This is a genomic window from Paracidovorax konjaci, from assembly GCF_900112675.1.
GTDB classification, from domain to species: domain Bacteria; phylum Pseudomonadota; class Gammaproteobacteria; order Burkholderiales; family Burkholderiaceae_C; genus Paracidovorax; species Paracidovorax konjaci.
The window spans coordinates 23,034-48,421 of sequence record NZ_FOMQ01000016.1; the positions used below are offsets into that span (position 1 = coordinate 23,034).

The window sequence follows — 25,388 nt, forward strand, 5'->3', positions numbered from 1 at the left end:
GGAACCCTTCGCCCGTCCACGGAGCCGGCGCGCCCGGGAAGTGAATGCGGCCGTGCGCCATCAGAACCTCCACCCCAGGCTCACCGACACACTGCGCCCGTCGCCCGGCGAATAGCCCGAAGAGCCGCTGTCGTACCACGCATAGACATAGCGCCGGTCGGTAGCGTTGCGCACCTGCAGGCTCACGTCGGCCGCGGGCGTGAGCTGCCAGGTGGCGCCCAGGTCCAGCAGCGCGTAGCGCCCCGCGCGGCCCTGGGTGTTGGTGCGGTCCAGGTAGTAGTCGCCCTGCGCCGTCACGCTGGCAGACAGCCGCAGCACCTCGGTGGCGCGCACCTGCACGCCCGCGCTCACGAGGTAGTGCGGCACGTTCTCGACCTCGCGGCCCGCCGTGGCCGGCGCCGACGGGTCGGGCACGGCGATGCGCGCCACCTGGTGCGAGTACGCCACCCAGCCCGTCCAGCCGCCCTGCAGGCGCGCATTGAGTTGCGCGTCCCAGCCCTTGCGCCGCGTGCGGCCCACGTTGCCCAGGCCGCCGGGGTCGGGCAGCCCGTCCACGCCCAGCACGCGCGCCACCTCGCCCGAGGCGCGCTGCCGCCATGCGGCCACGCGCGCCTCCAGTCCCGGGGCCGGCTGCCAGCGCACGCCCGTCTCCCAGCCGTCGTTGATCGACGGGCCCAGGTCGCGCGCCTGCGTGCGGTAGGCGTCGATGCCCGTGCCCACCTGGAAGGTGCGGCCCGCATTGGCATACAGCGTGACGCCCTCCCGCGCCGTCCAGGCGACGCTGAGCTTGGGCTGGCGCACCGTGCCGTAGCCATGGATGCCGTAGCGCTGCCCGGTGAGCCGGTCCGTGAAATCGCCGTCCAGCCGGTCCACGCGCAGCGCCGGCACGATGCGCAGCGACGGCACGGGCTGCACCACGGCCTGCACGTAGGCGCCCTGCGTGCGGAAACCGAAATCCCAATCGCGGAACTGCGACGTGCGCACGCGCTCCACCGTGCGCCAGCGCTGCGCGGCGTTGTCCTGCCACTGCGCGTCCACGCCACCCTCCAGCGTGAACGCGTGCGCCCAGGCGACCGCGGGCCGCCAGGTGAGCACGCCCGAGAGGCCGCGCTGGTCCTCGTCGTTGCCGCGCTCCTGCTGCACGCCGGCCTGCGAGAAACGCACCCAGCGCTGGTTCTCGTAATGGCTGGCGTAGGCGCGCGCCGTCCACGACAGGCGCTCGGCCAGTTCGGCGTCCCAGTGCAGGCCGAGCTGGCCGGTCTCGCGCGTGCTGCGGTCGGAGGCCGACCACGGCGGCGACCAGCGCGGCTGCGCGGCCGCCTGCTCGCGCGTGAGGTAGCCGGACTCCTGCGCCTCGTTGCGGAAGGCGCGCGCCGTGAGCCCGGCGCGCCAGCGCCCGCCCTCGTCGGTGTAGAACCACTTGCCCGACAGCGCGCGCTGCGTGCCCTCGGCATGGTCTCGCCAGCCATCGCCCGTGCGCCAGAACAGGCCGTAGTTCTGGCTCCACGGGCCCGACTCGATGCCCTTGACCACCTGCACGTCGCGCGTGCCGAAACTGCCGGCCGTGACCGTCGCGCGCCCCTCGTTGCCGCCCGTGCGCGTGAGCACGTTCACGTTGCCCGCGATGTTGTGCAGCCCGTAGCGCGGATCATTGGTGCCGCGCACCACTTCCACCGCCTCGATGTCGAGCGGGAACACCGCATCGAGGAACGGCATGCCGCCCGCGTTGTCGTTCGACGGAATGCCGTCGATCAACAGCTTGATCGCATTCACCCGCCCCTCGCCATTGAACCCGCGGAACGAGAACCGGCCCGCATCCGTGCCCTGGCGGAACGGCGTGACCTGCACGCCCGGCGCGTGGCCCATCAGCTCCCAGGCATGGTCCACGCGGGCGTCCTGCAGCACCTCGCCGCCCACGATGTCCACCGACGTGGACACGCTGCGCGCGGGCAAGGCTCCGCCCGGGCCGCCGCTGCGCACCTCCACGGCGCCCAGTGTGAGCGCGGGGCTGGTGTCCGGCGGGGCACTGCCGCTCTCCGCCTGCGCCCATGCGGCCACCGCGGGCAGCGCCGCCAACGCGGCCGGCACCGTGCAGCGCACGGCGCGGCCGATGGCGGACAGCGAAAACGGAGACGCCCACACGCGCGGCGAAAAAGAAAGAAGACGGTTGCGCCGGCGCCGCCGGTGCCCGTCCATGCCTGTATCCATGTCCATGCCGATAGCCATATCCACCTCACCCCATGCAGGCGGCCCCTTCCGTGGCGGGCGGCTGCGCAGCCGCGGAACCGGGGGCGCGGGAACGCCGGCGCCTTCCGGCATCCCGGCAGGCGCACCCACGCACCCAGCCACTCGCTCGCGCATCCACGCACCGGCCGGCGCCCAGCACCCGGCGCGGCAGCGGAAGGAAGCCCCTTGAGAAAAAAGAAACGGGAACGAAAAGCGAGAAAGAAACAGGTGGCTGCCGCAGCGCCCCTCACCGGGGGCCAGCGGCAGACCTGCCGGATCAGGCGCGCGGCGGAGGCCCGCGCGCGGGCAGCGGTGCGCCGACCAGGGCCGCCAGCCGCGCGGCCACCACCGGCCGCACGGCATGCGCGAGCGGCTGCCACACGGCCTGCGGCACCACGGCGGGCACGGGCGGCGGCGCACCGGCCGCCAGGCACAGCGCGCAATCGAGGCCGTGCTGGCCCATCTCACGCAGCCCGCTGCCATCGTCCTGCACGACCACCAGCTTGGCACTGCCCGCCGCATTGCAGACCACCTGCAGGCTCTGCGGATGCAGCAGCGGCGAGGCCGCGGCCATGCCGAAGGCGAGCATCCACCAGGCGAGCACCCAGGGGGTCAGGCGGCGGAGGTGGGGCAGGAGGGAGTTCACCGAGGCAGAAAAGGCGAATCGAATGGAGAGGCGACAAGACGATGGCTCTTGCCGTACCAAAAGATTATGCGGTGGCAGTGACAACTCAGGCTCCGTTCGCGCCGGACTCTTGCGCTGCAACCCATGTGCAGCGCCGACGGCCAAGGTCAAAGTAAAGCTGCTGTGGCAGAGAGGTTCTGCGTAAACCGTCACTTTTGAAGCCCGGGCAACGGAATGCCGAGCATCGCTCTGCGCTTGTATTCCATACGCTGCCCACCGAACGAGCCGTTCCAATACACAGCGACTTCGAGGCCATCCTGCTTCACCGAAAAGGCATAAGGCTGCTCGTCTCCGCTCTGCCCGGCGGCAGGAACGAAGTTAGCCTCCCAGGTATGCGCAAGACGCCAATCCTGTAACCGCTTCTCGACACGCAAACTGGTCAATCCATCCATTCCCTTGAAGAGGCGATAGATGACTAGCCACGCATCGCCCAATGGCTGCACGTCCACCACTTGGTAGAGTGAAAAAACAGCTTCGGAACCGCATATCGCCACCGCAGAAGAGAGTGAATCATCCTTGACACGACAAGCCTTGGATTCCAGGAAAGCCTTGAGCGGCTTCTCTCCTTGCACGAGTGAATTCGATGGAGAAAACCGCCCGGTTTCCACGGCCACATAGCGGCCGTTGACATAGGTGTCGGGTACCGGAGCTAGCGGTGGCCAAATCGTCCCGGCATGGGCACGGGACAGCACTTCTTTTCGGTTCAGTGCCTTCTGCAGGAATTGTTCCAGCGACCCCAGGCAAAAGCCATTGCGGGCCTGCATATCGTGAGCGCTGGCAATCAGCTTGCCATCGCGCAGATCGACTACCGCAAGGTCGTATTCAATCCGGGGCCATTCATATTTCGGGAAGGACCCGGGAAGCATGGTTTTGCGGTAGGTGATATCTACGGCGATGGCATCAGCCAAGCCTTCGGAGCGATCACCGACCATCACACCCTCTCCCAACCCGTACCTGGAGGGCAGGACTTCGTTGTGCAGGAATTCAGGTACGACTTCGGCGCCATGCAGCCGGATCAAAACCGGTCGATTACCAGGCGCTGGCTGCAAGAAAGACCGCGTTGCTTGAGCGCATCCCTCGACAAACGCCCTCTTGATCTTTGACTGCGCGGCCTCTCGCTTGGTCTGGTCGTAGGTTGTTTTGCCTGACCAATAAACAACGCTGCCGATCATGAGCAACAGCACGATCACCACTGCCACCTTGCCGAAGATCCAGCGCACGAGAAGCAATATCACCAGTGCGCCTACCAGAATCGCCAGCAGAAAAAGCTGGGCAATTCCGGAAGCTATTCCCCCATACGACCCTTGTCCTTGTGCCATGGCCACCCCGCACGGGCCCGCCACGGCGGCGGCAAACAGTGCTATCCGATAAATCATGTCTAACGTATCCCTTCGGACATATGACACCTCCCACCAGACGCCTTTGGTCAGACTGGTGGCCTCCTTCCCGGCCCATCAATGACGGCATTGAGAGCGGCTCCCATTAATCGCACATGCTAATGGCTTCCAGAGGGCCAGCGGCTGGCCGAGGTGGCGGCGCTGGCCTGTGCGGCACGCTCACCGCCATGCGGAATGAACCCCCTTGAGGCGCTTCGCACCATCACCCGGGCGGGGCGCCGCCAGTCACCCGGCAAAGCCGGTTCCACGGCGTCCGCCGGCATGGCCTGCGCCGCGGCCTTCTGAAGGGCGAGGCCGCCGCCGGCTATCCGGACGGTGCCCGGCGCGGGGCTTTGCCGTGCATGCAGCCCCTGACCGCGGAGCCGGCGCTACCATCGCCCGATGACCGACGCCGCCGCCCTCTCCGCCCCCACCCGCGACCTGTTCCGCGAAGACGCCTACCTGCGCGAGTGCCGCGCCACCGTGACCGCCGTGCTGCCCGATGGCGGCATCGTGCTGGACCGCACGGTGTTCTATCCGCTGGGCGGTGGGCAGGCGGGCGATGCGGGCGAGTTGCTGCGCGCGGACGGCCGCGCGGTGGCCATCGCCGACACCCGCAAGGGCAAGGATGCCGAGGGCCGGCCCACGGCCGCCATCGTGCACGTGCCGGCGCCGGGCGCCGAGCCGCCCGCCGTGGGCGAGGAAGTCACCGCGCGCATCGACTGGGAGCGCCGCCACCGGCTCATGCGCTTCCACACCACCACGCACCTGCTGTGCCACCTGGTCGCGCAGCCCGTGAACGGTTGCTCGGTGACGCCGGATGCGGCGCGGCTGGATTTCCACATGGACGGGCCGCTCGATGCCGCGGCGCTGAACGCAGGCATCGCACGGCTCGTGGCCGCGGCCCACCCCGTGGCGATCGGCGCCATCACCGATGCTGAGCTGGATGCCCAGCCCGACCTGGTCAAGAGCATGAGCGTGCAGCCCCCGCGCGGCAGCGGGCAGGTGCGCACCGTGCGCGTGGGCGCCGAGGGCACCCCGCTGATCGACCTGCAGCCCTGTGGCGGCACGCACGTGGCCAGCACCGCCGAGATCGGCGCCGTGGTGGTGACCAAGATCGAGAAAAAGGGGGCGATGGCCCGGCGCGTGGTGCTGGGCTTCGCGGCCTGAACGCGGCCGCCGTACCACCGACGCCTGCCGCACCGGAACCAACGCCGCCCCCGCCCCTCCCACACTGCGCCATGCCCGTCCGCCCACTGCAGCGCCTGCTGCCCACTCTCTTTCTGATAGCTGCCTGCGCCCTGGGGACGCCGGCATCCGCGCAGTTCTCTTCGCAACCCGGTGCCGGCGGAGGCGGCAGCAGCACCGTGACCACGCCGCACGTGCGCGCCGAGCTGGTGGCGCATGCGCCCGACGGCGTGGGGCCGGGCAAGCCGCTCTGGCTGGGGCTGTCGATCACGCACCAGCCCGAGTGGCACACCTACTGGAAGAATTCGGGCGACTCGGGCCTGCCCACGCAGCTCGAATGGCGCCAGTTGCCCGCGGGCATCGAGGCCGGGGAGATCGCCTGGCCCGTGCCGCGCAAGATCCCCATCGGCACGCTGGCCAACTACGGCTACGAGGGCACGGTGCTGCTGCCCGTGCCGATGGCCGTCTCCGGCGCCTTCGCGCCCGGGCCCTTCGAGCGCCACGCCACGTTCACGCTGCAGGCCTCGTGGCTCGTGTGCCGCAAGGAATGCATCCCCGAGGAAGGCACCTTCACGCTGCAGGTGCCGCTCGCCAGCACCACGGCGATGAACGCTCCGGCCTTCGAGGCCGCGCGGCTGGCGCATCCGCAGCCGCTGCCGGCCCCGGCCGCCGCGGCCTCCGGCGGCACGCGCAGCCACGCACGCGTGGAGCGCGGCATGCTGGTGCTCACCGTGGCCGGCCTGCCCGAGGCGGTGCGCGGCAAGCCGATCGACTTCTTCCCCGAGACGCCCGGCGTCATCGAGACCGCGGCCGACGGCATGCAGGACTGGCAGGGCGATGTCTGGACCGCACGCGTGCCGATCTCGCCGCAGCGCAGCGAGAGTCCCATGCCGCTGCCCGTGGTGCTCGCGCACGGCGGCCGCGGCTGGCGGGCCGAGCTGCCGGTGGAAGGCGGCTGGCCGCGGCCGGCCTCGGCCGCCACGGTCTCGCCCGCGCTCGAAGCTGCGCTGCGCGCCAACGCGCAGGAGCAGCCGCCCCCCCCGCCACCGGCAGTCGCAACGCCGGCATCGGCCGGCATGCTGGCCGCCGCGTTGCTGGGCGCGCTGCTCGGCGGGCTCGTGCTGAACCTCATGCCCTGCGTGTTCCCGGTGCTGGCGATCAAGGTGGTGGGCTTCGCGCGCCACGGGCAGGACCGGCGCGCCCACCGGCTGGGCGGCCTCGCCTACACCGCCGGCGTGGTGCTGTCGTTCCTCGCGCTGGGCGGCGCCATGCTGGCGCTGCGCGCGGCGGGCGAAGCGGTGGGTTGGGGCTTCCAGCTGCAGTCGCCGGCCGTGGTGGCGGCGCTGGCGGCGCTCTTCACGCTGATCGGCCTCAACCTCGCGGGCGTGTTCGAGTTCGGCCGCATGCTGCCGTCGTCGCTCGCGGGGCTGCAGGCCCGCCACCCGGTCGCCGATGCGTTCCTGACCGGCGTGCTGGCCGTGGCCGTGGCTTCGCCGTGCACGGCGCCGTTCATGGGCGCATCGCTCGGGCTCACGGCCACGCTGCCGGCCGTGCAGGCCCTGGCGGTGTTCGCCGCGCTGGGCCTGGGGCTGGCGCTGCCCTACCTCGCGGCCAGCTGGGTGCCCGCCGTGGCGCGCGCCCTGCCACGGCCCGGCGCCTGGATGGACACGCTGCGCCGCTTCCTCGCCTTCCCCATGTTCGCCACCGTGGTCTGGCTCGTGTGGGTGCTGGGCCAGCAGAGCGGCATCGACGGCGCGGCCGCGCTGCTCGCGCTGCTCGTGGCGCTGGGCATGGTGGTGTGGTCGCTCACGCTGGCGGGCCGCGTCCGCACCGCAATTGCTACTATTTCAATAGCAATCTTCGCAATGTTTGCGGCGGCATGGGGGCCCAAAGTCATTGAAATGGCCCCCGTGGCCGAGGCCCCGGCGCAGGGCGGCGCGGGCACGTCCGCCACGGCCTGGCAGCCCTGGCGCCCGGGCCTGGCCGACGAGCTGCTGGCCCAGGGCCGGCCGGTGTTCGTGGACTACACCGCCGCCTGGTGCGTGACCTGCCAGTTCAACAAGAAGACCACCCTCGCGAGCGATGCCGTGCTGCGCGACCTGGCCGGCAAGAACGTGGCCCTGCTGCGCGCCGACTGGACCCGCCGCGACCCGGCCATCACCGCCGCGCTCGCGCAGCTCGGGCGCAGCGGCGTGCCGGTCTACGTGCTGCAGGCGCCGGGCAAGGCGCCGGTGGTGTTCTCGGAGATCCTGGGCGAGCGGGAGCTGCGCACGGCGCTGGCGGCGCTCTGACGCCGGCAGCACCAGGGCCGCCGCGCTATGGGACCGCCGCCCCGGCGGCATGCGCGCCGCGCGGCGCCACCTCCGCCTCCGCCCGCCCTGCCTGCGCCATGCACGCGTCCACCCACTGCACCAGTTGCTGCCCCGTGGGCGTGCCCGCGCCCATCAGCAGGCGGTAGATGACGGGCGCCACCAGCGTGTCCAGCACGCAGTCCACCGACGGCGTCGCCTGCCCGCGCGACCGCGCACGCCCGACCAGCAGGGTGATCTGCCCGGCGGTGATCTGCAGGCACTGGCAGGGCGCCGAGCCGTCGCCGTAGCCGCTGGCCGTGAGCACGTCCTTGAGCACCTGGCGGCCCAGCTCGGACGACATCTCCTCCAGGAACTGTTCGCCCCAGGCGAGCAGGTCGCCGCGCACGCTGCCGGTGTCCGGCGGCTCGGCCTCGTCGCGCAGGCGCTCGATCGACACGTCCGCCAGCAGTTCGACCAGATCGCCCCAGCGGCGGTAGATGGTGGACGGCGTGACGCCCGCCCGCGCCGCGATCTGCGGGATGGTGAGCGCTTCGCGGCCGTGCAGCGCCGTCAGGTCGCGCACGGCCTGGTGCACGGCGGCCTGCACGCGGGCGCTGCGCCCGCCGGGGCGCAATCGGGTGGTGGCTCCAGACGTGGTCATGCGGCCATTCTAGAAGAGCGCTGCCGCTGCCCAGCGTCATAAAGCAAAGACTTTGCTTTAGTGCGACAATCCGCTAACGCAATTTCTTAGCGTTAAAGCCATGCCCACCGCCGTCACCCCCGCCCCTTCTTCCACGCCCCGGGCCCGGCCCCCACGCCGGCTCGGACCCGACGCTGCGCTGTGGCTCGCGGTGTCCGTGCTGATGATGTTCCTCGCCGCCTCCAGCGCGCCGTCGCCGCTGTATGCGATCTACCGCGAGATGTGGGGCTTCTCGGCGTTCAGCCTCACGGTGATCTTCTCCAGCTACGCGTTCGCGCTGCTCGCCGCGCTGCTGTGCTTCGGCGCGCTGTCGGACCACGTGGGCCGGCGCACTGTGGTCGTCGTGGCGCTGGCGCTGGAATTCGTCTCGGTGCTGGCTTTCCGGCAAGCCGAATCGGTGGCCTGGCTGCTGGCCGCGCGGGTACTGCAGGGCGTGGCCACGGGCATGGCGACCAGCGCGCTCAGCGCCCTGCTGGTGGACCTGCACCCCGTGCGCGGCCCGTTGATGAACAGCGTGGCGCCCATGGTCGGCATGGCCATCGGCGCGCTCGGCACCAGCATGCTGGTGCAGTACCTGCCCTCGCCCACGCACTTGGTGTTCGAGCTGCTGCTGGTGGTGATCGCGCTGCAGTGCGCCGCCGCCTTCTGGCTGCCCGAGACGGTCGCGCGCCGCCCCGGCGCCTGGCGATCGCTGGTGCCGAGCATGCACGTGCCGCAGGCCGCGCGGGCGCCGCTGCTGCGCATCCTGCCGCTCAGCACGGCCGGCTGGGCCCTGGGCGGCTTCTACCTCTCGCTCGGCCCGTCGCTCGGCAAGCTGGTCACGCACAGCGCCTCGCCGCTCGTGGGCGGCCTGCTGATCACCGCGCTCGTGCTGCCCGGCGCCCTGGCGATCGGTGCCGTGCGGCAACGCCCGCCGCGCGGCGTGCTGCAGGGCAGCGCCGCGGCGCTGGCACTGGGCCTCGCCATCACGCTCGCGGGCGTGGCCTGGCACAGCCCGGCGGCGTTCTTTGGCGGCACGCTGGTGGCGGGGCTGGGCTTCGGCGCGGGCTTCAACGCCGCCGTGCGCTGCCTGGTGCCCCTGGCCTCCGCGCAGGACCGGGCCGGCCTGATGGCCAGCTTCTTCGTGCTCAGCTACCTCGCCTTCAGCCTGCCGGCCATCGCGGCCGGACTGCTCACGGGGATGTACGGGCTGCACGCCACGGCGCTCGGGTATGGCGCGCTGCTGATCGCGCTGGCGGCCGTGTCGGCGTTCAGCGCGCGGCGCGCCTGATATCCACTTCCCGCACCAGCCGCATCCCCACCAGCGTGTACCGCGTCTCCGGGCTGTTCCAGTTGCGGTAGGTGCAGCGCGCATAGAGCGGCCACGTGTGCCACGAGCCGCCGCGCCGCACGCGCACGGTGCCGGTGGCGGGGCCCTGCGGGTCGTCGCGCGGGGCATGGGCGTAGGCGGTGTCGTCGTGCCAGTCCGAGACCCATTCCCAGGCGTTGCCCGACATGTCGTGCACCCCGAAGGCGTTGGGTGGGTAGCTCGCCACCGGCGCGGTGAAGGCATGGCCGTCGTGGCCCGGCACGGCCTGGGCCTGCCAGCGCGGCCAGTAGGGCGCGGCGTCCAGGTCGAAGGTGTTGGCGTGGCGCGCAAGCGCGGCCGGGTCGTCGCCGTGCCCGTAGCGGGTGGGCTGGCCGGCGCGGCAGGCGTATTCCCATTCGGCTTCGGTCGGCAGGCGGTAGCGGTGGCCCTCGGTGGCGCTGAGCCAGGCGGCCAGCGCATGCGCGTCGTGCCAGGTGACGTTGACCACGGGGTGGTCGTCGCCCTGCGCGAAGCCCGGGTTGCGCCATGAATAGCGCGGGTCGCGCCCCTCGAAGGCGTCGCCGCGCGCGCTCTTGGCCGGGTCGTAGGCGGGGTTGTAGCCATAGCCGCCGGTACCGTCGGCCTCCGATTCGGCGCGGTAGCCCGAGGCCTCGATGAAGCGGCGGAACTGCCCGACGGTGACCTCGGTCTGCCCCAGGTAGAACGGCCGGGTGATGCGCACCGTGTGCACGGGCGCCTCGTCGGCCAGGGAGGCGAGCCGGGCCGGCTCCATGCCCGGGAAATCGCGCGCGAGGCGCTCGGGCGATTCGTCGCTGCCCATGCGGAAGCTGCCCGCGGGGATGCGCACGAAGGGCATGCCGATCGAATTGGTCCAGGTGGCCGGCGCCGGCGGGCGGGCCTGGGCTCCGGCGGCCAACGGCCAGGCCAGGAGCGCCAGGGACAGGGTGTGCAGGCGGACGGCAGGCGGCATGCGGCGCTCCAACAGGCGGACGAACGGGCAGGCAAGCGGCCGGCCCGTGGCGGGCGCGGCGCAGGGAAAAGCCAGTGTAGGCGGTAGGGCCGCCGCAGCGCCATCGCCCGCTGCGCTCCATACTGCGCGGCGTTGCCTCCGTCCCACGGTCCTGTCGTCCGTCCCCCCACCGCTTCCGCGAAAGGATGAACCCATGCTCCGACGCACCCTGATCGCCTCCGCCCTCGCGCTCGCCGCGGCGGGCGCCGCCCACGCGGCCACGGCCACCGTGGGCCAGCCGGCGCCGACCTTCACGCTCACCGACACCTCGGGCAAGCCCGTGCGGCTGGCCGACTACCGTGGCCGCACCGTGGTGCTGGAGTGGACCAATCCGGGCTGCCCGTTCGTGCGCAAGCACTACGACAGCGGCAACCTGCCCGCCACACAGAAGGGCGCGCAGGGCCAGGGCGTGGTGTGGCTGGCGGTCAACTCCACCGAGAAGGCCAGCGCCGACTACCTGGCGCCGCCCCAGCTCGCGGCCTGGCTGCAGGAGCGCAAGGCCGCGCCCACGGCCGTGCTGATGGACGAGGAAGGCACCGTGGGCCGGGCCTACGGCGCGCGCACCACGCCGCACCTCTACATCGTCGATCCGCACGGCACGCTGGTGTATGCGGGCGGCATCGACAGCATTCCGTCGGCCCGCCCCGCCGACATCGACAAGGCCACCAACTACGTGAAGGCGGCGCTGGCCGACATAGCGGCGCAGCGCCCCATCGCCACGGCCACCACGCAGCCCTACGGCTGCAGCATCAAGTACAAGGCCCCGGCCTGAGCGCGCGCGGCCCGCTGCGCGGGGGCCTGGGCGGTCTCAGCGCCGGCGGTTCGCGCGGTGCCACACGGGCACGAGCCACAGCGCCTGTACCGCCGCATAGCCCGCGGCGGCGAACATCAGCGCCAGCAGCGGCAGGCCCACGGCCAGCGGCGCGCCCAGCGCCTGCATCCACGCGGCGACGGCCTCGACCCCGCCGGCCGCCGAAAAGCCCGCCCACGGCGGCAGGGTCTGCTCGCCCGGCAGCACCCATGCCCCCACCTGGAAGGCCAGGGCGTAGAGCGGCAGCGTGGTGAGCGGGTTGGTATAGAGCGTGGCGGCCGCGCCGGCCACCACGTTGCCGCGCAGCCCGGCGCAGGCCACCACCGTGGCCGGCACCTGCAGCGGCCCCGGGATGAGACCGCAGAAGAGCCCCGCCGCGGTGCCGCGCGCCAGGGCCTCGCGCCGCAGGCACAGCAACTGGCGCCGTTCCAGCCACGGCCGCAGCCGCGCCAGGAAGGGCCGCTCCAGCAGCGCGCGCGTGGCGGGCTCCTGGCGGCGCAGCCAGCGCCGCACCCCGTTCATGAGCCGCGCCAGCGGCATCGCCGCGCGCGCGGCCAGGGCCGGGGCCACGGTCACAGCGCCACCAGCGCCGCGGTGGCCGCGCCCCAGACGCCGGTGATCGAGGCCAGCAGGCGCACGTCGCGGCGCTCATTGCCGCCGCGCCAGCTCAGCCAGGTGGTGAGCGCGAAAGCGGCGAACAGGGTGGCCATCACGGCTTCGGTCATGGTCAGGTCCATGGTTTCTTTCCTTCGGCTTGGCGCAGGTGCCGGCGTGCGTTGGTCGGTCGGTCGGACGGTGGGCGGGCGGCCGCTCAGGAGCTTTTGCCCGGCAGCGCCGGCGGCGGGCCGCCGGCATCGCCGCCGCCCTGACCGCGGGAGGTCCAGAGCGAGGCCACGATCGAGCCGGCGATCAACGCGCCGGTCACCAGCAGCGCGTAGCCGATCGGGATCTTGTACACGTCGATCAGCAGCATCTTGGCGCCGATGAAGACCAGCACCAGCGCCAGGCCGTAGGCCAGCAGGTGGAAGCGGTCCGCCAGGTCGGCCAGCAGGAAGTAGAGCGCGCGCAGGCCCAGGATGGCGAAGATGTTGGCCGTGAGCACGATGAACGGGTCGCTCGTGATCGCGAAGATCGCCGGGATGCTGTCCACCGCGAAGATCACGTCGGTGACGCCGATCATGATCAGCACCACGAACAGCGGGGTGAAGCGCTTCACGCCGTCGACCATGGTGGTCATCTTCTCGCCGTCGAAGCTGTCGGACATGCGGATGTGCCTGCGCAGCAGCTTGAGCACCGGGTTGGAGGAGATGTCCGGCTCCTGCCCCGCGGCGATCCACATCTTCACGCCGGTGATGACCAGGAACGCGCCGAACACGTACAGCAGCCAGTGGAATGTGGCCAGCAGCCAGGCGCCGGCCAGGATCAGCAGCGTGCGCAGCACGATGGCGCCGATGATGCCGATGATGAGCGCGCGCTTCTGGTACTCGGCCGGCACGGCGAAGTAGCTGAAGATCATCAGGAAGACGAAGATGTTGTCCACCGACAGGCTCTTCTCTACGAGGTAGCCGGTGATGAATTGCATCGACACCGTGTTGGCCACCTCCCGCCCCTGCGAGCCGTTCAGGTACCACCACAGGATGGCGACGAACACGAACGCGAGCGAGAACCACAGCACGCTCCAGCCGAGCGCCTCTTTCATGGTCACCTTGTGGGCGCCCTGGCGCTCCATGACCAGCAGGTCGATCGCGATCGCGACCACCACGAACAGGCCGAAGCCTGCCCACATCAGGGGGGTTCCGATGGTTTCCATGGCGTCAGCTCCCGGAACGCCCGGAGGCACGAAGGCGGCGCGGCGGCCGCAGGGGCGGGAAGGCGGAGAGGGCGGGCAGAGGGGTCATGGGCGCTCCATTCGAGGCGGAGGGGTTGGAAGAACAAAAAGATGGGCCGACTCTAGCGTGGCCTGCCATGCTCCAAAACCTGTGATATTGGTAGCATAGCTTCGGTTTTTACGAAGTATTGCGAAACGTTGGGTCACCGGGCGAAGCACCCGGGCCCCCGACGCGACGCTGCCCCAGCCACCCCGCCATGAGCCAGAGCTTCAACTACCGCCACCTCTATTACTTCTGGGTCGTCGCCAAGGAGGGCGGCATGGCCCGCGCCGCCGAGCGGCTGGACATGGCGGTGCAGACCATCAGCGCCCAGGTGCGTGAACTGGAGAAGGCCCTGGGCGCGAGCCTGCTGCGTGCCGAGGGCCGCAAGCTCGTGCTCACCGACGCCGGCGTGGCGGCCATGCACGAGGCCGACCACATCTTCGCACTGGGCGAGGAGCTGCCCCACCGCGTGCGCGAGGCCGCCACGGGCCGCACCGTGCGGCTGCACCTGGGCATCTCCGACGGCATCGCCAAGCTGGCCGTGCACCGTCTGCTGACGCCGGTGCTCGACGAGCCCCACCTGCGGCTGCTCTGCCACGAGGGCGAGTTCGAGCCCCTGCTGGCCGAGCTGGCGCTGCACAAGCTCGACGCGGTGCTGTCGGACCGGCCCGCCCCGCCCAACCCCGCCGTGAAGACCGCCAGCCAGCGCCTGGGCGCGAGCGCCATCGGCTGGTGGGCGCCGGCCGCCTGGGCCGCCGAGGCGCGGCGCGATTTCCCGCACAGCCTCGCGCAGGTGCCGGTGCTGCTGCCCACCGGGCACGCCGCCGTGCGGCCGCGCATCGACCACTGGCTGGAGCGCGAGCGCGTGCGCCCGCGCATCGCGGGCGAGTTCGAGGACAGCGCCCTGCTCAGCACCTTCGCCGAGGCCGGCATGGGCGTCATGCCCGCGCCGCTGCTGCTGGGCGCCCACCTGGAGCGCACCCACGCGCTGGAGCCCGTGGGCACCTCGGCCGAGGTGCACGAGGAGTTCCACCTCATCTACAGCGCACGCAAGGTGATGCACCCGCTGCTCACGCGCCTGGCCGAAGCCGGGGCGAGCGGGCTGGGTCTGGAGAACTCCTGAATTGATAGCAAACTATTGAATGGATACGGCGGCATGGGCACATAAACTGCCTGAAACTTGCCGCACATCATCTTCGCGGCACGCCGCGCGGAGCGCCCGCGCCGGGGCTTCCGCCACAATCGGGCCCATGCCCTTCGCACCCCTCGCCAACGACACCTTCCTGCGCGCGTGCCGCCGCCAGGCCACCGACTACACGCCGCTCTGGCTCATGCGCCAGGCCGGGCGCTACCTGCCCGAGTACAAGGCCACGCGCGCGCGGGCCGGCAGCTTCATGGGGCTGGCCACCAACGTGGACTACGCCACCGAAGTGACGCTGCAGCCGCTAGAGCGCTTCCCGCTCGACGCAGCGATCCTGTTCTCCGACATCCTCACCGTGCCCGACGCCATGGGCCTGGGCCTGTCGTTCGCCGAGGGCGAGGGCCCGCGCTTCGCCCGGGTGGTGCGCGACGAGGCCGCCGTGTCGGCCCTGGCCGTGCCCGACATGGACAAGCTGCGCTACGTGTTCGACGCGGTAACCGGTATCCGCCGCGCGCTGAACGGCCGCGTGCCGCTGATCGGCTTCTCGGGCAGCCCCTGGACCCTCGCCTGCTACATGGTGGAGGGCAAGGGCAGCGACGACTACCGGCAGGTCAAGACGCTGATGTACGCCCGCCCCGACCTGATGCACCGCATCCTGGCCGTGAACGCCGACGCCGTGGCTGCCTACCTCAACGCGCAGATCGACGCGGGCGCGCAGGCCGTGATGGTGTTCGACAGCTGGGGCGGCGTGCTGGCCGACGGCGCCTTCCAGGCCTTCAGCCTGGCCTACACCGCGCGCGTGCTGGCACAGCTCCAGCGCACCGGCCCGGACGGCGCCGACGTGCCGCGCATCGTCTTCACCAAGGGGGGCGCGCTCTGGCTGGACGCCATGGAGGGCCTGGATTGCGAAGTGCTGGGCCTGGACTGGACCGCCAATCTGGCCCGGGCGCGGGCCCTGGTGGGCGGCGCCCCGGGCGGCCCGGGCAAGGCCCTGCAGGGCAACCTCGACCCCAACGTGCTTTTCGCGCCGCCCGAGCGCATCGCCGAGCAGGCGCGCGCCGTGCTCGATGCCTTCGGTACGCCGCACACCGACCCCGCCACCACCGGCCCGACCCACATCTTCAACCTGGGCCACGGCATCAGCCAGTACACGCCGCCCGAGCATGTCTCGGCGCTGGTCGAGGCCGTGCACAGCCATTCGCGGGCGCAGCGCGCGGCCCGGGGCTGACGGCGCGGCGGTGGCCGGCAGGCCTGCGCGGGGTGGCGAGTTATGCACACCGCAGGCACCACGGCGGTGCAGCGGAGCGGGCGGCAGCCTCCTGGCGCGATCCGGCGCACTTTTTTTGCAGACACCGCCAAGTGCTTGATTCATAAAGGCACGGCCACCCCTGCCGCATTTGCGGGCATTCCAGCGGAAGCCCGTGTTTTCAAGGGCCGGGGCCGTCTGCGCAGCGGATATCAACAAAGTTATCCACAGAAATTCTGGATTTCCCCGAAATCCCTGTGAAATCAAGCACTTGCCGCTCGAAGTGCAGAAGATGCTGCATCCGGCAGACCCCGGCTACCACAGATTCGGCCCCACCAAGGCGCTTGACAAGCGAGTTATGCACACTTCCGGCGATGCGGCGGCGCAGCAATCCACAGGCGCAGGCATGCCAAACGACATGAAACAACCCGCGCAAAGTCATTGATTCATAACGATTTCATGGGCCGCAACCCGCAATCCCCGGGCGCCGGCCGGGCCGCTGGCCCGGGCTTGCTCCCCGGGATATCCAGTGATGCCCACAAAGTTATCCACAACTTCGGCAAAAACCGGCGCGCGTACGATAGCGCCGCGCTTGCGGCAGACTCTCGCACCCTGCCCCCGCCATCGACCGTGCCCGCCCCTTCCCACGCTTCCTCCGTCCCCGCCACCGACCCGGCCGGCCTGCCTTCCGCAGGCGCGGCCGCCCGGGTATCGGTGGCCGTGCAGACGCCCGCGCACAGCGCCGTGGGCGATCTGCTCAGCTACGAGAGCGCCGTGCCGCTGGCGCCCGGCACGCTGGTGCGCGTGCCGCTGGGCGCCCGCGAGGTGCTGGGCGTCGTGTGGGACACGCCGGCCGATGCCGCGCCGCTGCCGGCCGGGGCCGCCGTGCGGCCCGTCGCCGGGGTGCTGGACGGGCTCGCGCCGCTGGATCCGGCCTGGCGCCGGCTCGTGGCCTTCGCGGCGCGCTACTACCAGCGGGCGCTGGGCGAGGTGGCGCTGGCCGCGCTGCCGCCGCAACTGCGCGACCTGAGTCCCGCACAGCTGGCCCGGCGGCTCAAGCGCGCGCCGGCCACCGCCGTGGGCGAGGCCGCCGCCAGCTATGCGCCCGACGCGTTCGCGCTGAGCGACGAGCAGCGCGCGGCCACCGAACGCATCGCCGCGGAGCCCGGGCCCTTCCTGCTCTACGGCAGCACCGGCAGCGGCAAGACCGAGGTGTACCTGCGCAGCGTGCAGCAGGCGCTGGCCGCGCGCCCCGGCGCGCAGGTGCTGGTGATGGTGCCGGAGATCAACCTCACGCCGCAGCTGGAGGCGCGCTTCCTCGCGCGCTTCGCGCCGCTCTACGGGGCGGACAGCGTGGTCTCGCTGCACAGCGGCATGACGAATCCGCAGCGGCTCAAGAGCTGGCTCGCGGCCCACGCGGGCCAGGCGCGCATCGTGCTGGGCACGCGCATGGCGGTGTTCGCAAGCCTGCCGGGGCTGGCGCTCATCGTCGTGGACGAGGAGCACGACGCGAGCTACAAGCAGCAGGAGGGCGCGCGCTACTCGGCGCGGGACCTCGCCATCTGGCGCGGGCGCGAGCAGGGCGCGAAGGTGATCCTCGGCTCGGCCACGCCGTCGCTGGAGAGCTGGCACGCGAGCCGACCGCCCGAGGGCGGCGACCCCGGCGGCCGCTACCTGCGGCTGCACATGCCCAGCCGCATCGGCGCGGGCGCGCTGCCGCGCGTGCGGCTGGTGGACATGTCCCAGCAGCCGCGCGGCGCGGTGTTCTCGCCGCCGCTGGTCGCGGCCATCACGGAGCGCGTGGAGCGCGGCGAGCAGTGCCTGGTGCTGCTCAACCGGCGCGGCTTCGCGCCCGTGCTGCACTGCACCGAATGCGGCTGGAAGAGCGACTGCCCGCACTGCAGCGCCCACCAGGTGTTCCACAAGATCGACCGCTCGCTGCGCTGCCACCACTGCGGCTTCGCGCAGCGCGTGCCGTATGCCTGCCCGGGCTGCGGCAACCCGGACATCGCGCCGATCGGCCGCGGCACCGAGCAGCTCGAGGAGCAGCTCGCGCAACTGCTGCGCAACGTCATCACGCCGGAGCGCCGCGCCGCGCGCGTGGCCCGCATCGATGCCGACACCACGCGGGCCAAGGGCGCGCTCGAAGAGCAACTGGCCCAGGTGCATGCGGGCGAGGTGGACGTGCTGGTGGGCACGCAGATGGTGGCCAAGGGGCACGACTTCCGGCGCATCACGCTGGTGGCCGCCGTGCAGCCCGACGGCGCGCTGTTCTCCAGCGATTTCCGCGCGCCCGAGCGGCTCTTCGCGCTGCTCATGCAGGCCGCGGGCCGCGCCGGGCGCGACGCGGGCTACGTGGCCGCGCAGGGCAGCCCCTGCGAGATGTGGGTGCAGACCTTCCATGCCGACCATGCCGTCTACGCCGCGCTGCGCCGGCACGACTACCCGGCCTTCGCCGCGCGCCAGCTCGCCGAGCGTGCCGAGGCCGCCATGCCGCCCTTCGCGTTCCAGGCGCTGGTGCGGGCCGACGCGCGCACGCAGGAGGTGGCGCAGGCCTTCCTGGGCGCGTGCTCGGCAGCCGCGCGCGAGGCCGCCCTGCCCGGGCTGGAGCACGTGACGCTGTTCCCGCCCGTGCCGCTCGCCATCCAGCGCGTGGCCAACGTAGAGCGCGCGCAGATGCTGCTGGAAAGCCCCAGCCGCGCGGCGCTGCAGCGCTTCCTTGCGGCCTGGCAGCCGCTGCTGCATGCCTGCCGCGCGGACCCGGCGCACCGCGGACTCGTGCGCTGGCTCGTGGACGTGGACCCGCTCGCCATCTGACGCGCGCGCAGCGCGCTGGGGCCGCCCCGGACAGTTCCGAAGCGTTTTTGCCACCATGCCGCCGTTTTCATTGAATAGTTTGCTACATATTCAATAGCAAACCATGGCCACCGGACTCAGGCGGCATGCAGGCTGCGGCCCTGGCGCCATTCGACCAGCGACTCGCGCTGTTCGAGGATGCGTTCCACCTTGTCCAGCCGGCCGAGGATCTGCTGAAGGTGCGCCAGGTTCGCGCCTTCGAGCGCCAGTGCCTGCTCACTGTGCCGGGTGAGGGCGCGCAGCGTGCGGGCGGCTGCGGCCACCTCGCCGTGGTCGATGATGCCCTGGGGGCTTGCCGTCACCAGCGCCGCGAGGCGTTGCCGGGCCTGCTCCACCAGCGTCCGCACGCCGGCCTGCGCGGCGGGGTCGTGCAGTGCGCTCCCCGCGCGCCCCTCTTCCATGTCGCGCAGTGCGCCATCGGTGCCGGCACCGGCGGGCACGGCGGCCGGTGTGGCCAGGGGAGCGAAGTGGCGCATGGAGGCGCTCATCGCCTGCTCCAGGTCGGTGTCCAGCGCGCGCATCTCGCCGCGCGCCTCGCTCCACAGCCGCTCCTGCTTGCGGTCGCGCCGGTCGTCCAGCCGCGAGGCCAGTTCGCCGCTGATGTCGCCCATCAGCGCCTTCCAGCCACTCCAGCCCAGCTCGCTGAAGAAGCTCTGGCCGGCCTGCTGCACCACGCTGCCGACGGACCGGTTCGATTCGTCGCTGCCGGGCACGCCGTAGTTTCCCCGCACGGACGAGGCGAACTGCAGCCCCGCCGCGGAGGCCACCGCGCCGATCACCACGTTGCCCCCCACGCTGCGCACGACGAAATCGCGCGAGGCGTGCAGGAAGCCCGAACCGGAACGGAACGCCTCGGCCAGCAGCGGCACGGCTTCCTGGGCCACGTTCCAGGCGAAGCCCGGCAGGCGGCGCGCATCCTTCCACTGCAGCGGCGGCTGCGCTTCGTCGGGCAGCGCCAGCCGGAACAGGTTGAGGCGCTGCGTGCCGCCCACCAGGTCGGGCACGACCACCTGGCCCGTGCCCTGCAGCGCCTTGGTCGTGTCCAGCACGGCCTTGTTCACGGCCGAGGCGCCGCCCGAGGCCACCGCGCCCCAGCCCAGCACCTTGAGCGGCGAGGCGAGCGCGGCGGCGGTGCTGGCCCAGCGCCGGAACGCATTCGCGCTGGCCGTGAGCACCGGCTTGAGCAGCGCGGCCTCGGCCTTGCCATCCATCACCTTCTGGCGCGTTTCCAGGCGCTTGCGGTCGTTGTAGACGGTACCGCGCAGCGCATTGCGCGTGGGCCGGTCCACGCTGCCCGTCGTGGCGATGTGCCCTACCTCCGAATCCCGGATGGGCCGCCAGAAGCGCTTGGTGCCGTTCACCACCTCCAGCTGCACGGGCGCGGGCTCGGGCTCCAGCACCTTCGGGTCCACCGCCTTGAAGACGGGCAGGTTCGCCACGCGGGAGCGCCGGTCCATGGCCGGTATGACGATGGATTCGACCAGGTAATTGACGGGCCCGGCCGTCAGCCCGCCGAACACCGCCGGCCAGAGCTTGGCCGCGGTGGGCCCGTCCTCGTTGTCGCGCAGGGTCGAGATCGCGCCGCCGGAGGGCGTGCGCGTGGCCGAGGTCATGAAGCCCTTGAGGCTTTCGTAGGCGATGGCCACCGAGGCGCGCGACACGCCCACGGCCTCCATGTCCTCGCGCATGCGGAAGCCGCCCTGGCTGCCGTAGGCCTTGTGCCGCTCCATGAGCCGGTCCGCGGCCCACGCGACGTATTCGGCTTCCATCTGCGCCTGCTGTTCGGGCCGCACCCGCTCATCCGCGACCAGCGGCGCCATTTCCTGCTGCCCGGGCGGGACCGGCACCGGCCCGGCCGGCCGCAGCGTGGCGAGGTAGTCCGCAACCTGCGCGCGCAGCGCCTCGATGGTGACGGCCCCCGGCGTATCGCGGCGCTGGGCCTCCTCTTCGCGGCCCACGCCGCGCGGCTCCACCGTGTCGAGGTCCATGGACGACGCCGAATGGCTGCGCGACAGCTCGTCGATGCTGGGCTGGCGCTCGTGCGTGCCGCCGGAGACATCCAGGCGCATCGAATCGCCGAAATCGCTCAGTTCGTCCATTTCCCGGAAGGTGGAATAGAAGGTGTTGCGCGAGGAAGAGGCGCCGACATCGGAGGCGATGTCCTGGCCGCTCTCCGGCACCGATACCGATACCGGCACCGGGATCGGCTGGGACCCGGGCACCCGCCCCGACCCGGTCCCCAGCCCCGACGGCGGCAGGCCCGTGCGCCGCTGCGACGCGGTGGCGTCCATCCGCGCCGAGGCGCTGCGCGGGCCGGTGCCCAGCTCCTGCAGCTCCTGCGGCGGCGCCGGCAGCGAACGCGACGAAGGCGTGCGCGCGGTCCGCGCGCGCTGCGTCTGCCGATCGTCGAGCGAGCTGTCCGACCGCTCCGGAACACCCTGCAGCAGGGCGCGGCTGGGGCTGCCGATCATGCTGCGTCTCCCGGGCCGCCATCGGCCGCCAAAGGCTCGCCCGCCAGCACCTCCAGCGCGGCGCGCCCGAGCACGTGGCCGCGGTCCATGTCGGCCGCCACCTGCGCGGCGTCGGCACTGGCCTGCAGGGGCCGCAGGGACAGCAGCTCGCCGCCCTCCATCAGGCCCAGGTGCCAGCCTTCCTCGCCCAGCAACTGCTCCTGCACGCCCAGCAGGCGCAGCACGTCCAGGCCGCCCAGTTCGGCGGCGGCCATCGGCAGCACCACTTCGGGGTAGGCGTGCCAGCCGGCCTCGGCGGCCCGCGCGTGGATGCGGCACAGCAGGCCCGAAGGGCCCATGAAGGGCTCGCCGGCCTCCACGGCCGCCAGGGTCTGCGGAGGGATGCCGAGGTGGATGCCGATCTGCGAGAGGAATGCACGCGCCGGATCGGCGCCTTTCAGCGCAGGGGATGCGGAAGAAGGGATGGGCATGGTGTGGATTTCCTGGGGCGACACATTGGGAAGCCGCGCAACCGCGGCAGACCCGGCCACTGTCGAACCGCGATGTGACGGTCCCGTGACCACCGCGAAGCCGTTGCCGGGCAGGCGAAGCCGGCCCGCTCTGCGGCATGCACAGGCGTTATCCGGGCCATAACGCCCGCCACGGTGCGGGCCCGGCGGGCCGGCGCCAAGCGGCGGGTTTCGCATGCCCGCGCAGCGCTTCGCGCCGATGCGGCAGCCGACCGGGCGGTGCCAGCAGAGTCACCGGAGCGGCAACCCGGCCAGAAGGCTCCTGTCCGCCGCCAGGACCCACGGAGAAAGCAGAACACCATGTTGCGGGACACCTCCCTTCGGACCGCTCGACAACCCGCACCGGCAACGCGGAGCCCCTCCGGGGACACCGCGCTGTCCCGCCCGGCGCCGCGCTCCCGCACGGCGCCGGGCACCCCCGCCGGGCTGCCCGCCACGCCGAACCGCCCCCGCAGCAGTGCGGGCGGGCAGACGTCCGCGCCGCGCAATGCCCTGCCCCCGCCCCCGCAGCCCGGCGATTCACAGGCCCTCCAGGCGCCCGCATCCTCGGCGTCGCGGTCCGCCGCCGGGCACAGCCAGATCACGTCCTCGTTGCCGAGCCATGCAAGGTCGCTGCCGGCGGACGCCAGCCTCCAGGGATCGCCCGGCACCGCCACCGCCCCGCCGAAGCCGCCCCGCACCACACTGCGCACCCTGCTGGCCCGGGAACGGCTGCAGGACGAAGCCCGGCAGATGTATGCAAGCTTGCCCGAGGGCGGCAAGGTCATGAAGCGGTTGAAGGAGCGCGCCGGCAGGCAGCAGCCCACCACGGTTTCGGACCGGTGGCGGGCGCGGCTGCAGGGTAAGCCGCAACCCATGGAAGGGCGCCGCAAAGAGGACTTCAAGGCCCTGGTGCATGCCGACGTATCGTCCCTGACCCGCACGGGCCGTGTTCCCCCGCTGATGGCGGTCGATACGATCCGCATGGCCGCGCTGGAAGGCAGCCTGGCGAGCGGCACCCTGGAGACAGACCGGAAACTGCTGCTGGACACGCTCGACCAGGTGGCCGTCGAGCAGCTCTACCAGCGGCTGAACCTGAAAGTCACCCCCGGCACCCAGCCCCTCTTCACGGACAAGGACGTGATCGACAAACCCGTGCAGGCGGGCAGCGGCACTTTCAACAAGGTCTACGGAATGAAGCTCCGCAACGCGGGTGGCTCCGAGATCGACGGCATCTTCAAACCGCTCAACACCCGCGAGACCGGCTGCGTCGCCTATGTCAGCGGCATCCCCAAAAACGACCCGCAGACCGCCATGCGCAACATCGCGACGGTGGCCTATGCGCGAAAGCTGGGCCTGCACGTGGTGGTGGACACGCGCCTGGCGGTGATCGATACCGGGCGCGGCCCCCTGGACCCCGACGTCGGCCTGATGATGGAACGCGCCCAGGGCCGGCCTGCAGCCCGTACCCCTCCACAGGTGTTCCGCAGGGCCGACGTGTGCGAGGAGTTGACCAAGCTGCAACTGCTCGACCACCTCACGGGGCAGGGCGATCGCCACGGCCACAACTACTTCATCCACATCGGCGCGGGCGGCCGGGCCAAAATCGCGGGCATCGACAACGACCAATGCTTCGGCAAGGACATCACCGACCCCGCCGGCATCCGGCCGGTCGAGGCCGACCCCATGACCTGGGTGCTGCGCGGCACCAACCTGCCGCCGGTGGTCGATGTCCGCATGGCGGGCGCCATCGACGCACTCACGCCGCAGGACATCCACGCGATGCTGAAGGACAAGCTCAACCCGGCCGAGATCGATGCGGCGATCCAGCGCCACCAGGGCGTCAAGGACCACATCGCCCGTCTGGAGGCTTCCGGCCGGGTCATCGACCCCGCAGACTGGGGACGCGCCGACATCCAGCAACTGATGACCCGGGAGAACAGCTATGTGGGCAGTGCGCTGGCCAAAGCACAGCACAGGCAGGCCGGACAGGCGCAGGCACGCCAGCAGCAGGCCCAGGCCCGCGAGGACGCCGCGGCTCCGAACCACGAAACCTGGTGAGAAAGATCTCCGATGACGAATGCCATCCCCCACGCGCCCGCTCCGGCCGGTGACGCAGCCCCCACCGCCCAGGCCCTGTTCGACGGCGAACACCTGCCCTTCCCGCCCCTGCCCGCCCCCCTGGCCGCATCGCTGCGCCCCCAGGGGCCGGCCTGGTTCGCCACCCGGCCCGTGGAGGCTTCGCCCTATGGCCTGGGCGCCTTTCTGGCCGAGGCCGAGGCCCGCCCGGACCTGCCCGAATACGCCCTGGTCGGCTTCGACGGGCACGGCACCAACAGCTGGGCGGTGCACTTCTACCGGGTCGCCCCGGGGATCGCGCTCTTCATCCAGTTGCCCTGGGGCGGGGCCTATACCGAGCCGGAGCCCGCGCGCGCGGAGATCGCCGAGGTCTTCGCGTGGGCCGGTGAACTGCAGGCCCGCGTGCAGCAGGCCGTGGACGCCCGCAGGATTCCGGAGGGCATGCGGATCGAGATCGCCGCCAGCCGCTTCGGCCACGCGGGCTGGCGCTGGCTCGGCGCGCACCAGAATGCCGCCGCCGTCCCCTGGAACCCGCCGGGCGGCATGAAGGCCGCCACGCTGCGGGCCATCGACGGCGCCCTCGCGGGCCGGCCGGTGCTGCCCGTGGCCTGACGCGCTCCGGGGCTCTTCAGGCCCAGAGCGCCACGGCAGCGGAGAAGCTCAGGAAGGCCAGCGCCGTAGACACCAGGATCACGCGGGCGATGCGCCCGGTGTGGGCGCCGAAGCGCTCCGCCAGCAGCGACACGTTGCTCGCGCTCGGCAGGGCCGCGGCCAGCACCAGCGCCGTGAGCGCCGGCCCGGACAGCGGCATGCCCAGCGCGACGGCCGCCGTGCCCAGCGCCCAGACCAGCAGCGGGTGCACCACCAGCTTGGCGAGCGCCGCGCCCACGCCGTCGCGCGGGCGCAGGGCCTCCTGCGGATGCCGCGCCATGCCGGCGCGCGCCAGCACGCCGCCGATGGTGAACAGCGCCACGGGCGCCGCTGCATCCGCCAGCAGGCCCACGGTGCGGTCCAGCGGGCCCGGCAGGGACCACCGCAGCGCCGACGCGAGCGCGCCCAGCGCGATCGACCAGGGCATGGGGTTGGCCGCCATGCCGCGCAGCGCCCGGCCCAGCGCCGCCCGCGCGCCCTCGGAGCCCGGCGCGCCGCCGCCGGCATCCAGGCGGGACAGACCCACGCAGACCGCCGTGGTCACCACCATGTCCAGCAGCATCGTGAGGATCACCGGGCCCGCCGCGGCCGGCCCCAGCAGCGCCACCAGCAGCGGGACGCCCATGAAGCCGGTGTTCGGGAACGCCGTCACCAGCGCGCCGAAGGCCGCGTCGTTCCACCCCAGGCGGCGGCGCGTGAGGGCCACGGCGGCGGCCACCAGCAGCAGCCCGCTGGCGAGGTACACGCCCGCCGCGGCCGGGTCCAGCAGCTCGGCGATGGGCGTGCGCGCACCGAAGCGGAACAGCATGCACGGCAGCGCGAAGAACAGCACGAAGGCGTTGAGCCCGGGGATCGCCGCGAGCGGCAGCAGGCCGGCGCGCGTGGCGAGGTAGCCGCACAGCACGAGCGCGAAGAAGGGGAAGGTGATGGCCAGGACGGAAAGCACGCGGCATTCTCGCAGCGCGCCCGGGGCGGGCCCGCGCTCCGGGG

Annotated in this window: 22 protein-coding genes; 11 read left to right on the forward strand and 11 right to left on the reverse strand. The window is 72.0% G+C overall.

Going from position 1 to position 25,388, the window contains the following annotated elements; translation table 11 throughout:
- Positions 1–60: 60 nt before the first annotated feature.
- The 3 genes from BM144_RS19245 to BM144_RS19255 all read right to left on the reverse strand — a co-directional run bounded on the left by BM144_RS19245 (position 61) and on the right by BM144_RS19255 (position 4,287).
- On the reverse strand, positions 61–2,214 hold the full coding sequence (locus BM144_RS19245; protein WP_245783736.1) for a TonB-dependent receptor: 2,154 nt from the start codon (positions 2,212–2,214) through the stop codon (positions 61–63).
- A 289-nt stretch (positions 2,215–2,503) separates the two neighbouring features.
- The gene (locus BM144_RS19250) at positions 2,504–2,872 is read right to left on the reverse strand and encodes a DUF2946 family protein (RefSeq protein WP_092956183.1); all 369 of its coding nucleotides are present in this window, start codon (positions 2,870–2,872) and stop codon (positions 2,504–2,506) included.
- A 188-nt stretch (positions 2,873–3,060) separates the two neighbouring features.
- Positions 3,061–4,287 carry a hypothetical protein gene (locus tag BM144_RS19255; RefSeq protein WP_139225781.1) on the reverse strand — a complete coding sequence of 409 codons (1,227 nt, stop codon included), beginning with the start codon at positions 4,285–4,287 and terminating at the stop codon, positions 3,061–3,063.
- Positions 4,288–4,689: 402 nt separating this feature from the next.
- Between BM144_RS19255 and BM144_RS19260 the strand changes: the two genes are divergently transcribed.
- Positions 4,690–5,457, forward strand: a complete 768-nt coding sequence (locus BM144_RS19260) for an alanyl-tRNA editing protein (RefSeq protein WP_092956189.1) — start codon at positions 4,690–4,692, stop codon at positions 5,455–5,457.
- A 71-nt stretch (positions 5,458–5,528) separates the two neighbouring features.
- The gene (locus tag BM144_RS19265) at positions 5,529–7,766 is read left to right on the forward strand and encodes a protein-disulfide reductase DsbD family protein (protein ID WP_092956192.1); all 2,238 of its coding nucleotides are present in this window, start codon (positions 5,529–5,531) and stop codon (positions 7,764–7,766) included.
- Between the two features lie 25 nt (positions 7,767–7,791).
- Here BM144_RS19265 and BM144_RS19270 read toward each other — a convergent pair whose 3' ends face one another.
- Entirely contained in the window at positions 7,792–8,427 is a 636-nt protein-coding gene (locus tag BM144_RS19270; protein ID WP_092956195.1) for a TetR/AcrR family transcriptional regulator, read from the reverse strand.
- A 100-nt stretch (positions 8,428–8,527) separates the two neighbouring features.
- Between BM144_RS19270 and BM144_RS19275 the strand changes: the two genes are divergently transcribed.
- Entirely contained in the window at positions 8,528–9,736 is a 1,209-nt protein-coding gene (locus BM144_RS19275) for an MFS transporter (protein ID WP_092956198.1), read from the forward strand.
- On the opposite strand, the gene BM144_RS19280 is transcribed toward BM144_RS19275, so the two are convergent.
- Entirely contained in the window at positions 9,717–10,745 is a 1,029-nt protein-coding gene (locus BM144_RS19280; RefSeq protein ID WP_092956201.1) for a formylglycine-generating enzyme family protein, read from the reverse strand. The two genes, BM144_RS19275 and BM144_RS19280, sit on opposite strands and share 20 nt — an antisense overlap.
- A 193-nt stretch (positions 10,746–10,938) precedes the next feature.
- Here BM144_RS19280 and BM144_RS19285 point away from each other — a divergent pair, with 193 nt between their 5' ends.
- Positions 10,939–11,556: a thioredoxin family protein gene (locus BM144_RS19285; protein WP_092956204.1), complete on the forward strand. Its 618-nt coding sequence runs from the start codon at positions 10,939–10,941 to the stop codon at positions 11,554–11,556.
- Positions 11,557–11,592: 36 nt separating this feature from the next.
- On the opposite strand, the gene BM144_RS19290 is transcribed toward BM144_RS19285, so the two are convergent.
- The 3 genes from BM144_RS19290 to BM144_RS19295 form a co-directional block, all read right to left on the reverse strand.
- Positions 11,593–12,171 (reverse strand): DUF2062 domain-containing protein, encoded by a 579-nt coding sequence (locus BM144_RS19290; RefSeq protein ID WP_245783737.1) that lies wholly within the window; start codon positions 12,169–12,171, stop codon positions 11,593–11,595.
- Positions 12,168–12,332 carry a hypothetical protein gene (locus BM144_RS23220; RefSeq protein ID WP_175526078.1) on the reverse strand — a complete coding sequence of 55 codons (165 nt, stop codon included), beginning with the start codon at positions 12,330–12,332 and terminating at the stop codon, positions 12,168–12,170. The genes BM144_RS19290 and BM144_RS23220 overlap by 4 nt, the downstream gene beginning before the upstream one ends.
- 74 nt (positions 12,333–12,406) lie before the next feature.
- Entirely contained in the window at positions 12,407–13,405 is a 999-nt protein-coding gene (locus BM144_RS19295) for a TerC family protein (protein ID WP_092956207.1), read from the reverse strand.
- A gap of 275 nt (positions 13,406–13,680) precedes the next feature.
- On the opposite strand from BM144_RS19295, the gene BM144_RS19300 reads away from it, so the two are divergent.
- The 5 genes from BM144_RS19300 (at position 13,681) to priA (ending at position 18,670) form a co-directional block, all read left to right on the forward strand.
- The gene (locus tag BM144_RS19300; protein ID WP_092956210.1) at positions 13,681–14,589 is read left to right on the forward strand and encodes a LysR family transcriptional regulator; all 909 of its coding nucleotides are present in this window, start codon (positions 13,681–13,683) and stop codon (positions 14,587–14,589) included.
- 127 nt (positions 14,590–14,716) lie between these two features.
- Complete coding sequence (gene hemE, locus BM144_RS19305; protein WP_092956213.1) at positions 14,717–15,835, forward strand: uroporphyrinogen decarboxylase; 1,119 nt, start codon at positions 14,717–14,719, stop codon at positions 15,833–15,835.
- A gap of 42 nt (positions 15,836–15,877) precedes the next feature.
- Complete coding sequence (locus BM144_RS22950) at positions 15,878–16,114, forward strand: hypothetical protein (protein WP_139225782.1); 237 nt, start codon at positions 15,878–15,880, stop codon at positions 16,112–16,114.
- Positions 16,115–16,124: 10 nt separating this feature from the next.
- Positions 16,125–16,298, forward strand: a complete 174-nt coding sequence (locus tag BM144_RS23225) for a hypothetical protein (protein ID WP_175526079.1) — start codon at positions 16,125–16,127, stop codon at positions 16,296–16,298.
- A 236-nt stretch (positions 16,299–16,534) separates the two neighbouring features.
- Positions 16,535–18,670: a replication restart helicase PriA gene (priA, locus tag BM144_RS19310; RefSeq protein WP_092956390.1), complete on the forward strand. Its 2,136-nt coding sequence runs from the start codon at positions 16,535–16,537 to the stop codon at positions 18,668–18,670.
- 116 nt (positions 18,671–18,786) lie between these two features.
- Here priA and xopF2 read toward each other — a convergent pair whose 3' ends face one another.
- Together xopF2 and BM144_RS19320 are read right to left on the reverse strand one after the other, a co-directional pair.
- Positions 18,787–21,180: a type III secretion system effector XopF2 gene (xopF2, locus tag BM144_RS19315; RefSeq protein WP_092956216.1), complete on the reverse strand. Its 2,394-nt coding sequence runs from the start codon at positions 21,178–21,180 to the stop codon at positions 18,787–18,789.
- Positions 21,177–21,650: a hypothetical protein gene (locus BM144_RS19320; RefSeq protein WP_092956392.1), complete on the reverse strand. Its 474-nt coding sequence runs from the start codon at positions 21,648–21,650 to the stop codon at positions 21,177–21,179. Before BM144_RS19320 ends, xopF2 begins: the two co-directional genes overlap by 4 nt.
- A 339-nt stretch (positions 21,651–21,989) precedes the next feature.
- On the opposite strand from BM144_RS19320, the gene BM144_RS23230 reads away from it, so the two are divergent.
- Positions 21,990–23,729, forward strand: coding sequence for a hypothetical protein (locus BM144_RS23230; RefSeq protein WP_175526080.1), 1,740 nt, complete (start codon positions 21,990–21,992; stop codon positions 23,727–23,729).
- 12 nt (positions 23,730–23,741) lie between these two features.
- On the forward strand, positions 23,742–24,359 hold the full coding sequence (locus tag BM144_RS19330) for a hypothetical protein (RefSeq protein ID WP_092956219.1): 618 nt from the start codon (positions 23,742–23,744) through the stop codon (positions 24,357–24,359).
- A gap of 16 nt (positions 24,360–24,375) precedes the next feature.
- Here BM144_RS19330 and BM144_RS19335 read toward each other — a convergent pair whose 3' ends face one another.
- Complete coding sequence (locus tag BM144_RS19335) at positions 24,376–25,344, reverse strand: AEC family transporter (RefSeq protein ID WP_092956222.1); 969 nt, start codon at positions 25,342–25,344, stop codon at positions 24,376–24,378.
- Positions 25,345–25,388: the final 44 nt, after the last annotated feature.

What these genes read in the sequence shown, in the direction of transcription:
- BM144_RS19275 (WP_092956198.1), top strand. Translation starts at nt 8,528, where the DNA reads ATGCCCACCGCCGTCACCCCCGCCCCTTCTTCCACGCCCCGGGCCCGG.
- BM144_RS19330 (WP_092956219.1), top strand. Translation starts at nt 23,742, where the DNA reads ATGACGAATGCCATCCCCCACGCGCCCGCTCCGGCCGGTGACGCAGCC.
- BM144_RS19285 (WP_092956204.1), top strand. Translation starts at nt 10,939, where the DNA reads ATGCTCCGACGCACCCTGATCGCCTCCGCCCTCGCGCTCGCCGCGGCG.
- BM144_RS23220 (WP_175526078.1), bottom strand. Translation starts at nt 12,332, where the DNA reads ATGGACCTGACCATGACCGAAGCCGTGATGGCCACCCTGTTCGCCGCT.
- BM144_RS19255 (WP_139225781.1), bottom strand. Translation starts at nt 4,287, where the DNA reads ATGATTTATCGGATAGCACTGTTTGCCGCCGCCGTGGCGGGCCCGTGC.
- hemE (WP_092956213.1), top strand. Translation starts at nt 14,717, where the DNA reads ATGCCCTTCGCACCCCTCGCCAACGACACCTTCCTGCGCGCGTGCCGC.
- BM144_RS19260 (WP_092956189.1), top strand. Translation starts at nt 4,690, where the DNA reads ATGACCGACGCCGCCGCCCTCTCCGCCCCCACCCGCGACCTGTTCCGC.
- BM144_RS19280 (WP_092956201.1), bottom strand. Translation starts at nt 10,745, where the DNA reads ATGCCGCCTGCCGTCCGCCTGCACACCCTGTCCCTGGCGCTCCTGGCC.
- BM144_RS22950 (WP_139225782.1), top strand. Translation starts at nt 15,878, where the DNA reads ATGCACACCGCAGGCACCACGGCGGTGCAGCGGAGCGGGCGGCAGCCT.
- BM144_RS19265 (WP_092956192.1), top strand. Translation starts at nt 5,529, where the DNA reads ATGCCCGTCCGCCCACTGCAGCGCCTGCTGCCCACTCTCTTTCTGATA.
- BM144_RS19245 (WP_245783736.1), bottom strand. Translation starts at nt 2,214, where the DNA reads ATGGACATGGATACAGGCATGGACGGGCACCGGCGGCGCCGGCGCAAC.
- BM144_RS19320 (WP_092956392.1), bottom strand. Translation starts at nt 21,650, where the DNA reads ATGCCCATCCCTTCTTCCGCATCCCCTGCGCTGAAAGGCGCCGATCCG.
- BM144_RS19300 (WP_092956210.1), top strand. Translation starts at nt 13,681, where the DNA reads ATGAGCCAGAGCTTCAACTACCGCCACCTCTATTACTTCTGGGTCGTC.
- BM144_RS19295 (WP_092956207.1), bottom strand. Translation starts at nt 13,405, where the DNA reads ATGGAAACCATCGGAACCCCCCTGATGTGGGCAGGCTTCGGCCTGTTC.
- xopF2 (WP_092956216.1), bottom strand. Translation starts at nt 21,180, where the DNA reads ATGATCGGCAGCCCCAGCCGCGCCCTGCTGCAGGGTGTTCCGGAGCGG.
- BM144_RS23230 (WP_175526080.1), top strand. Translation starts at nt 21,990, where the DNA reads ATGTTGCGGGACACCTCCCTTCGGACCGCTCGACAACCCGCACCGGCA.
- BM144_RS19270 (WP_092956195.1), bottom strand. Translation starts at nt 8,427, where the DNA reads ATGACCACGTCTGGAGCCACCACCCGATTGCGCCCCGGCGGGCGCAGC.